This is a genomic window from Parapedobacter sp., assembly GCF_035556095.1.
In the GTDB taxonomy this organism is placed as follows: domain Bacteria; phylum Bacteroidota; class Bacteroidia; order Sphingobacteriales; family Sphingobacteriaceae; genus Parapedobacter.
This window is the reverse complement of sequence record NZ_DATMFT010000032.1, coordinates 1-8,309: the sequence shown is the minus strand read 5'-3', so window position 1 is coordinate 8,309 and position 8,309 is coordinate 1. Positions and strand designations below refer to the sequence as shown.

Here is an 8,309-nt window from a genome sequence, read left to right as displayed (position 1 = left end):
GACAAATGAAGCGTAATCTATTCATAACATTGGCGGGGCTACTGGCAAGCATCGGCTTACAGGCCCAGCAGCCGCTCACGCACACGCAGCACGGGCAGCTGCGCACGGTGGTCAACCCGGCGGCAAGCCTGATGCACCTGGGCGGGGAGGTGAGCGTAATCGGGCGGCGGCAGTGGGTGGGCATCGAGGGCGCCCCCACGGTTTTCTGGGGGAGCGGTCACCTGGGGTTCGGCGGAATCCGTGCAACGGCGGGGCTGAACATCCGGCACGAAAGCCTTGCCGTGGAGAAGCTCACCGAGGCAAGTGCTTTTTTTGCCAAGTCGGTGCGTATTTCGGAAAGCGAATACCTGGGTTTGTCGATGAATGCGGGCTTTAGCTATCTTGATGGCCGGTTTTCGCAACTGGATCCGATGGATCCGGCGTTCCGTGAAGACATCCGCGAGACGGATGCGCTGGTGGGTTTCGGGGTGATGCTTTACCGCCCCGATCGATACTATGTAGGGCTGTCGTTGCCGCGGCTGATGCTCGGCAACCTGGGTCTGACGGGCGACAGCCGGTACCAATTCACCAATAGCTATCACCTGACGGCTGGGGCATTGTTCCCTTTGGGAACGGATTTCCAGTTCCGGCCGTCTTTACTGGTTACCTACTCGGAGAGCCTGCGGCCGCAGGCGGAGGTCTCGGCGATGTTCTTCGTGAAGGAAGTCTTTGGGATAGGGGTAAACGTGCGGAGCTACGGGGAGTTGGCCGGTATGGCCCAGTTCAACTTCGGGGGTTTCGGTTTGGGCTACAGCTACCAGTTCAACCCGGGTAACCAACCGCTGAACCGGCGCATCAACAATACCACGCATGAAATCGGGCTGAGCTATCGGTTTGGGCGTGATATGGGGCTATTATAAATATCGGTTCGACGGCGGGTCGGTGCTGAAATGCAGTAGCAGATTAAAAAACAATTGCTACTTTTGCGTCGTAATGAGATCGATAACCGTCTCTCTTTTCTTTTTACTCGCCTGCCACACAATCATCCATGCACAATACCGGGAGTTGGTGGGCAAACCGTATAGCCAGCAACTGGATGTGATCGATCGCCTGTATCGGCAGGTCGTCGACGAACGGATGCCCGCAGCGCAACTGGCCGATACGCTTGCCGGTATGCGGAGGCTGGACGACCGGCTGGACAATCACGAACTGCGTCTGGAAGCCGATCTACTGGAAGCTGATTTCGAGCTCAACGTAGGTTCGGGCAAACCGGATAGGTTGCTGCATACGCTGGAAGAGGCGGAAAAGGCGGGCGTCTTCCATATTGCCTGCCGGGCGGCGTGGCGGATAGGCCAGCATTATTGGGCAGCGGAGCAGTATGAACAGGGGTTCCGGTGGTACCTTCGTCTGGACCGAATGATGGAGGAAATCGATGTGACGGATTTTCCGGACAAGGCCAACTACCTGGAAGAGATCGGAAGAGCACATTACCGCTTCGGTGACTACGAAAAGGCCCTTCCATATTTCGAAAAGGTGGTCAATCTACCCATCCGGGATTTCTATCGCAATCGGTGGCGGCATGCGGTCAACACCATGGGACTGACCTATCGCGAACTGGGCCAGCTGGATCAGTCAGACACTTGTTTTCAGCGGCTTATTAAGCAAGAAGCTGGTATATCCGAACAATGGGTGGGCATCGCATCGGGCAATCTCGGTTACAATTATTACCTGCGCGGCGATTATGACGCCGCCATCCCGTTGTGTGAAAAGGATATCCTGATTGCAGAAAAGTACAACGATATGGGGTTGGCTGCCGGTTCAGCTATTCTCCTGGCTGACATCCTCACGCAGCGTGGTCGCCTTGCCGAAGCCAGGGTGCATATCGATAAAGCATACGATTACATCCAGCGGTCGCGGCAAACCGATCGGCTCCGGCTATTATATCCGGTGATGAGCAAATGGCATACCACCGCCGGGCAGCATGGAAAAGCTGCAGTTTACCTCGACTCGGCGTTGGCTGCCAACAAACGTTTTTCCGAAAAGTTCAATGCGTTGAAACTGATGCGTGCCAATCAGGAGATTAACTTCGGCCAACAGCGGGCGGCATTACGGCAGTTGCAGGCAAACGCCGCGCGGCAGCGCTTAGTTCGTAATACCATCATCGGTGGGCTGTTGGTTGCATTAATAGCGGTCCTTGCCATATACCGTTCAATGGTAGGCCAAAGCCGTACCCGGCATCGGCTTCAGGAACTGGAGCTTGAACGTACCCGTGGGGAATTGGAGAATTCACGGCTGCTGCTAGAAGGGTATACCCGTAAAATCTCAAACAATTCCCGCCTTATCCAGTCCATAGCGGACTCCACGGAGTTTGAGCACAACGATGGCATCCTTCAGCAACTCAGAAATAGCACCATCCTCACCGATAGCGATTGGCAGGATTTCAGAAAGCTGTTCCAAAAAGTGTATCCCGGCATCATGGACAGGCTCGTGGCGCGGCATCCCAACCTTACCACCGCGGAGGTTCGCTACCTGTTGTTGCTGCGGCTGGAATTGTCGAATCCTGAAATTGCCAATGCGCTGGGTATCTCGCCGGCGTCGCTACGCGTCACGTGGCACCGCCTGCGCAAAAAAATCGGCCTCTCCGCAGCCCATCAGCCAAAAGAGATTTTTACCGATCATTTGGTAGGTCTCTGACCCCATTTCCCAGCTTTAATCCGATTGTAACGCCAGTTGTAACGCCTGAATTTCCTGTTTTTTGGGCAATCCCGTTATGTTTGTTGCGTTATGCTACCTGTGCGTACCAAATCCGTTTATCCAACCCTATGGCTTGCCCTCATCGTGCTGGTACTGGTATCGGTCGTACTCGTGTATATATATTATCAATGTGAGTTGGATCGTATCGAACGGGATATTCAGGACGTAAAAAGGACAACTACAATGGACTAAATAAAATAGTTATGAAAGAAATGCTACTCGTGCTTTTCTGCGCAGTGGGGTATCAATCGGTAGCGCAGGTCGGTATTGGAACCGATGACCCCAAAGCGGGCCTGCACGTGGTTGATCGTCGTGTGGTATTCAGTGCGGCGGGCGATGTCACGGCATCGGATCGTCTCCCCCTATCCAAGGCAAACAGGCGGCTGATGTGGTACCCCGAGCAGGCCGCCTTCCGGGTAGGCATGGTTAACTCGTATGGGGCTACTTATTGGGATGTAGTCAATATTGGTAACTATTCGTTCAGCGCTGGTGAGAATACCCGGGCCTCCGGTGATTATTCCGTCGCGATGAACCTGGCTACCACCGCTTCCGGCAACGGGGCTGTGGCGTTGGGAAATAACGGCGCGGCTACTGCCGATAGGGCGTTTGGCTTTAACGGGACGGCCTCGGCGGTTGGTACGGTTGCCATCGGCTCAGGCGCACAAGCCACGGGCAGCGATGCCATGGCATGGGGGCCATCTTCGCTTGTGGGGGGAGCCGCGTCTATAGCCATCGGCCCTTCAATTACAAATGGCAGTTTTGCTGTGACCATAGGCCTGCAAAACGGCGCCTCAGGACATTACTCGGTGGCTATCGGCAAAAATGCGCGGACAGCCGGAAAATACGGGTCGATGGTATTGGGCGATGGTTCCGCCGGGTTTTCGAGCGATAGCGTATACGCTACGGCCGATAATCAACTGTCAACACGGGGTGCAGCCGGGATTAGGTTGCTTACTAGTTCCGAACTTTCTTCCGGAGTGGAACTATCCGCCGGTGGAGGTGCCTGGAATGTCATCAGCGACCGCCGGAAAAAGGAAAACTTTCAAGCAATCGGTGCCACCGAAGCCGAGTCGGTACTACAAAAAGTAGCCGCTATTCCCATCTTCCGCTGGAATTACAAAAGCCAACCCACTACCCAGCAACACATTGGCCCCATGGCACAGGATTTCCATGCTGCGTTTCAGCTTGATGGGATTGCCAACGATACGACCATCAACACCGTAGACATCGATGGGATAAACATGGTCACTATTCAAGCACTCGAAAGGCGAACAATTGCGCTACGATTGGGAGTAGATAACCTGACGGATGAATTGGCGGAAATGGACCGCCGCTTGGCGGTACTGGAAGCATGGATGGCAAAAAATAAACAATGATGAAACAGCTATTACTCGCATTTTTATGCGCAATTACGTTACAAGCAGCAGCGCAGGTCGGTATCGGGACGAATGCGCCCCAGGCAGGCCTGCATGTGGTAGACAGCAGTGTGGTGTTCAGTGCGGAGGGGGCGGCCACACCATCGACTACCGTTCCGGTATCAGGCGAGGGGCGCCGGATGATGTGGTACGCCGAGAAAGCTGCCTTCCGGGTGGGTTATCTTGATGCCACCGGTGCCAACTATTGGGATGCGGCCAATATCGGCAACTATTCGTTTGCCGCAGGCAAGAATGCCCGGGCGCAAGGGGCGTCTTCCTTCGCTGCGGGCTCTGGCGTTACAGCCACAGGTAAGGAGTCGGTGGCATTGGGGCTGAACAGCACCGCCAGCGCGGACCGCTCGTTCGCAGCTAATGGAACAGCATCGGGGGTAGGTGCGGTCGCCATCGGGGTAAACGCGCAAGCGACGAACGACGATGCATTGGCACTGGGGAAGTCTTCGCTTGCAGAAGGGCTTGCTTCGATTGCAATCGGCGCCGAGTCGAGGGCGCGGGGAAGCTTTGGAGTAGCCATTGGTACACAAAGTTTTGCTTCCGGGAATTTTTCGGTCGCAATAGGCCGGGGTGCACATACCGATAACCGGCAAGGTTCGATCGTCTTGGCAGATGGCAGTTTTTCGGGCGAGGACTACGTATACGCAACGGCAAACAACCAGATAACCATGCGGTTTATTGGGGGGTATCAGCTCTATACCAACCAAAACCTTTCGGCAGGTGTGGCATTGGCTCCCGGTGCCGGTGCTTGGAGCAGCTTAAGCGATCGCAACCGAAAAGAAAACTTTGAGCCGATTGATACCGAATCCATTCTCCGAAAAGTGACAGCTATCCCCGTTTCCCGATGGAATTACAAAAGCCAACCGAACACGCAACAGCACATTGGCCCCATGGCACAGGATTTCCACGCAGCATTCCGGCTTGATGGCCTAACTAACGACACGACCATCAATACCGTGGATATCGATGGGGTGAATATGGCGGCCATCCAGGCACTGGAAAAACGGACAGCCGAGCTGAAGGCGGAAAATGAAGATCTAAAGAGTCAGCTGCAGGCCGCAAAGGAACGCTTGGCGTTGCTGGAAGCGTGGATGGCCAGAATGGAAGAAACGCCTGAACCGTAATCAACAACCTGATTCCTCTATGAAAATTGCCCGCTCCATATCCCGTTTTTTTGTAGCCATACTTGTGTTAAGCAGCAGTCTTTTTTGCGTTAAGCCCGCATTCGCCCAGCTTACCATCGGCAGCGATGGCCTCTGGATCAAGAAGGAAATGCTGTTCTCAGTAAATGGGTTGGAATTTAAGCCTGCTGCTACCATGAATTTATCGGAGACGGAAATTCAACGGTCGGCGACGCCAGTAATGTTCAGCGGATTACCATCCATCAGTCAGGTATATACGTTCAGTGCGCCGATTACGTTTGCGGGAGTTGTGCGTTTGCACTACAAGCCGAGTGCATTGGACGGAGCGGTAGCAAGTGATCTGAAACTGATTTATGGGGAATCGGATGACGGCCCGCTTAGGCTGGTGATTGAAGCGGACGTCAATACCAAGGACAAATATGTAGGGTCCGAATTTGACGATCCAGTAACCTTTCAGTTGCTCACCGCGACAGCATTTGGCATTACGCCCCCCGAAGTATCGGATGTAGCATTGGTATTGGATGCTCCGCTCCAGGTGGGCAACACGCTGACGGCTTCCTATGCCTTTATTGATGCAAACCCGGACGACGAAGACCACAGTACGGTGGTGTGGTATCGCTATGATGTGCCAAGTGGAGATGCAGGTAAAACAGCCATCCCGGGGGCAACAGGAAAATCGTATACGCTTGTCGCGGCGGATATCGGTAAATTCATCAGTTTCGAGGTAACGGCGCACGACGGTATCGTCGCAGGCCCGACCGTGGAAAGCAATCGGCAGGGGGCGGTTCATGAGCAGGGCATCCGCTATGTAAAACAGGGCGCTACAGGCAATGGCTACAGCTGGGCAGATGCTGCCGGTGATTTGCAGGCCATGATCAACGAATCCGGCAGCGGTGATGGAGTCTGGGTCGCAGCGGGTGAGTACCAACGCGGCACCGGTGAATCATTTTCGATGAAGGACGGGGTGATGATCTATGGGGGCTTCCCTTCCACTGGCACGCCCGGCGTGGATGAACGCGACTGGGAGGGAAATGAAACCGTATTAAAAGGCAACGGGGCGAGCGTAATCCGTAATCTGTACAACGGGGTGACGATAGCGGCCCAATTGGACGGGTTTACGATTACCGGGGGGACTGGTAATTATTATGGTGGCGGGATAGAAAACCGCGATGTCAGTCCGACCCTGCGTAACCTGATTATCCGTGGCAATACGGCAACCAGGAATGGTGGCGGAATATTTAATACAGATGCAAATCCGGTGATGACAAATCTGACCATCACGGGCAACCAAGCGGGGGCAAGTTATCGAGGTGGCGGAATATATAACTACCAGGTAAATGCGGTTTTGACAGATGTGACCATCAGTGGAAACACGGCAAACCGGGGTGGGGGGGTGTACAGTGATGGGTCGGATTTGACGTTCGAAAATGTGGTGATCTCTGGTAATACGGCCACGGAAAGATCTGGTGGCGGAATGTACCAGGAAAAATCGACCGTCCATTTGTTGAATACCTCGATCAGTGGCAATCAGGCGGCTGAATTTGGCGGGGCGATATACACATGGAATACAGTGATGTCGCTTGTCAATACGACCGTTACGGGAAATGCGGCGAACACCGGCGAAGGTGGGGGGATTTACCAAACAAGCAATTCGGAGACGACACTGACCAACAGCATGGTCTGGAATAACAGCGCCACCACAAATACGGGAAGCGCCTCGGCATCGGTTTACGTGGATGCAGGAGGTGGCACCTTCGATGCGGCATACAGCCTGATTGCGAATAGCGGCGGCAGTGATAACTGGACCCTGGGCGGTGATTTGATAGACGGCGGCAACAATATCGATGCCGACCCGCTGTTTGTAGCCGCGGTAGATCCATTGGACGCTCCTATTGCCGATGGGGATTTCAGCCTTCAGGCCGGCAGCCCTGTGATCAATCGGGGTGATCCACAGACCAATGACATCGGTTACCGTATCCAGGCGGGGAGCAGCGATCTTCCCGGAGGAACCCGGATTTTTGATGGACGCATTGATATCGGGGCGTATGAGCGTCCCTTCAAACAGCAGATTATCGATATTATCGATTTGCGTTTCCAGGACGATACACTGGCGGTGAGCTACGGTGATGCGGATTTCCAGCCTGGGTTGACAAGCAGTTCGGGAGGTGCGGTTACATTCAGCTTGCCTTCGGATGCAGCTGATATCGCGGAAATCGTGGATGGATCGATCCAGATCCATGGGGTCGGTGAAGTCGAATTGACAATCGGGGTGGAGGGGAATGCCGAATATGACCCGGCAGCTGTTTCTGTACCCCTTGTCGTAAATAAAAAAGCACTGACGGTATCGCTTGCTGCTGATCCGCTGATTACAAAAGTGTATGATGGCTCGGATGAGGCTACGCTTGCTGCTGACAATTACGAGCTTAGCGGTGTACTGAGCGGCGAAACGGTAACAGTGAGCGGTACGGCTGTTTACGACGACAAAAATATTGGTACAGGTAAGGAAATCACGGTGACTGGCTTCGTGCTGGACGGTGCTGACCATGCCAACTATGTGCTTTCCACGGTATCAGCGACTACTACCGGTGACATCACGGCCAGGGAGCTGACGGTCGTGTTGTCTGCCGATCCACTGATCACGAAAGTGTATGACGGCTCGGATGCGGCTACGCTTGTGGCAGACAACTACGAACTCAGCAGCATCGTATCCGGTGAGGTGGTGACAGTGAGTGGTACAGCTGTTTATGATCATAAGAACGTTGGCACCGGTATAACGGTCACGGTGACCGGCTTCGTGCTGGATGGTGCTGATCACGCCAACTATACGCTTTCAACGGTATCAGCGACGACCACCGGCGATATCACGGCCAGGGAACTGACGGTCTCGTTGTCCGCTGATCCGCCGATTACGAAAGTGTACGACGGTTTGGAAGAGGCTACACTTGCTGCTGACAATTACGAGCTTAGTGGTGTACTGAGCGGCGAAACGGTGACGGTGAGCGGTACG

General features: G+C 54.2%; 5 protein-coding genes. All 5 read left to right on the top strand.

Features of this window, described 5'->3' with window-relative positions; genetic code table 11:
• The first annotated feature begins 5 nt into the window (after positions 1-5).
• A complete protein-coding gene (locus tag VNQ80_RS19505; RefSeq protein WP_325641852.1) occupies positions 6-899 on the top strand; it encodes a PorP/SprF family type IX secretion system membrane protein in 894 nt (297 codons plus the stop codon).
• Between the two features lie 73 nt (positions 900-972).
• Positions 973-2,673 (top strand): tetratricopeptide repeat protein, encoded by a 1,701-nt coding sequence (locus tag VNQ80_RS19500; RefSeq protein ID WP_325641850.1) that lies wholly within the window; start codon positions 973-975, stop codon positions 2,671-2,673.
• A 263-nt stretch (positions 2,674-2,936) separates the two neighbouring features.
• Positions 2,937-4,109: a tail fiber domain-containing protein gene (locus tag VNQ80_RS19495; RefSeq protein ID WP_325641848.1), complete on the top strand. Its 1,173-nt coding sequence runs from the start codon at positions 2,937-2,939 to the stop codon at positions 4,107-4,109.
• Complete coding sequence (locus VNQ80_RS19490) at positions 4,106-5,284, top strand: tail fiber domain-containing protein (protein ID WP_325641846.1); 1,179 nt, start codon at positions 4,106-4,108, stop codon at positions 5,282-5,284. Before VNQ80_RS19495 ends, VNQ80_RS19490 begins: the two co-directional genes overlap by 4 nt.
• 19 nt (positions 5,285-5,303) lie before the next feature.
• The coding region (locus VNQ80_RS19485) for a YDG domain-containing protein (RefSeq protein ID WP_325641844.1) at positions 5,304-8,309 on the top strand (3,006 nt) is incomplete at its 3' end.

Bases quoted from the DNA above. Each gene is read 5' to 3' on its own strand.
- VNQ80_RS19505 (WP_325641852.1), top strand. From the start codon at position 6: ATGAAGCGTAATCTATTCATAACATTGGCGGGGCTACTGGCAAGCATC.
- VNQ80_RS19500 (WP_325641850.1), top strand. From the start codon at position 973: ATGAGATCGATAACCGTCTCTCTTTTCTTTTTACTCGCCTGCCACACA.
- VNQ80_RS19495 (WP_325641848.1), top strand. From the start codon at position 2,937: ATGAAAGAAATGCTACTCGTGCTTTTCTGCGCAGTGGGGTATCAATCG.
- VNQ80_RS19490 (WP_325641846.1), top strand. From the start codon at position 4,106: ATGATGAAACAGCTATTACTCGCATTTTTATGCGCAATTACGTTACAA.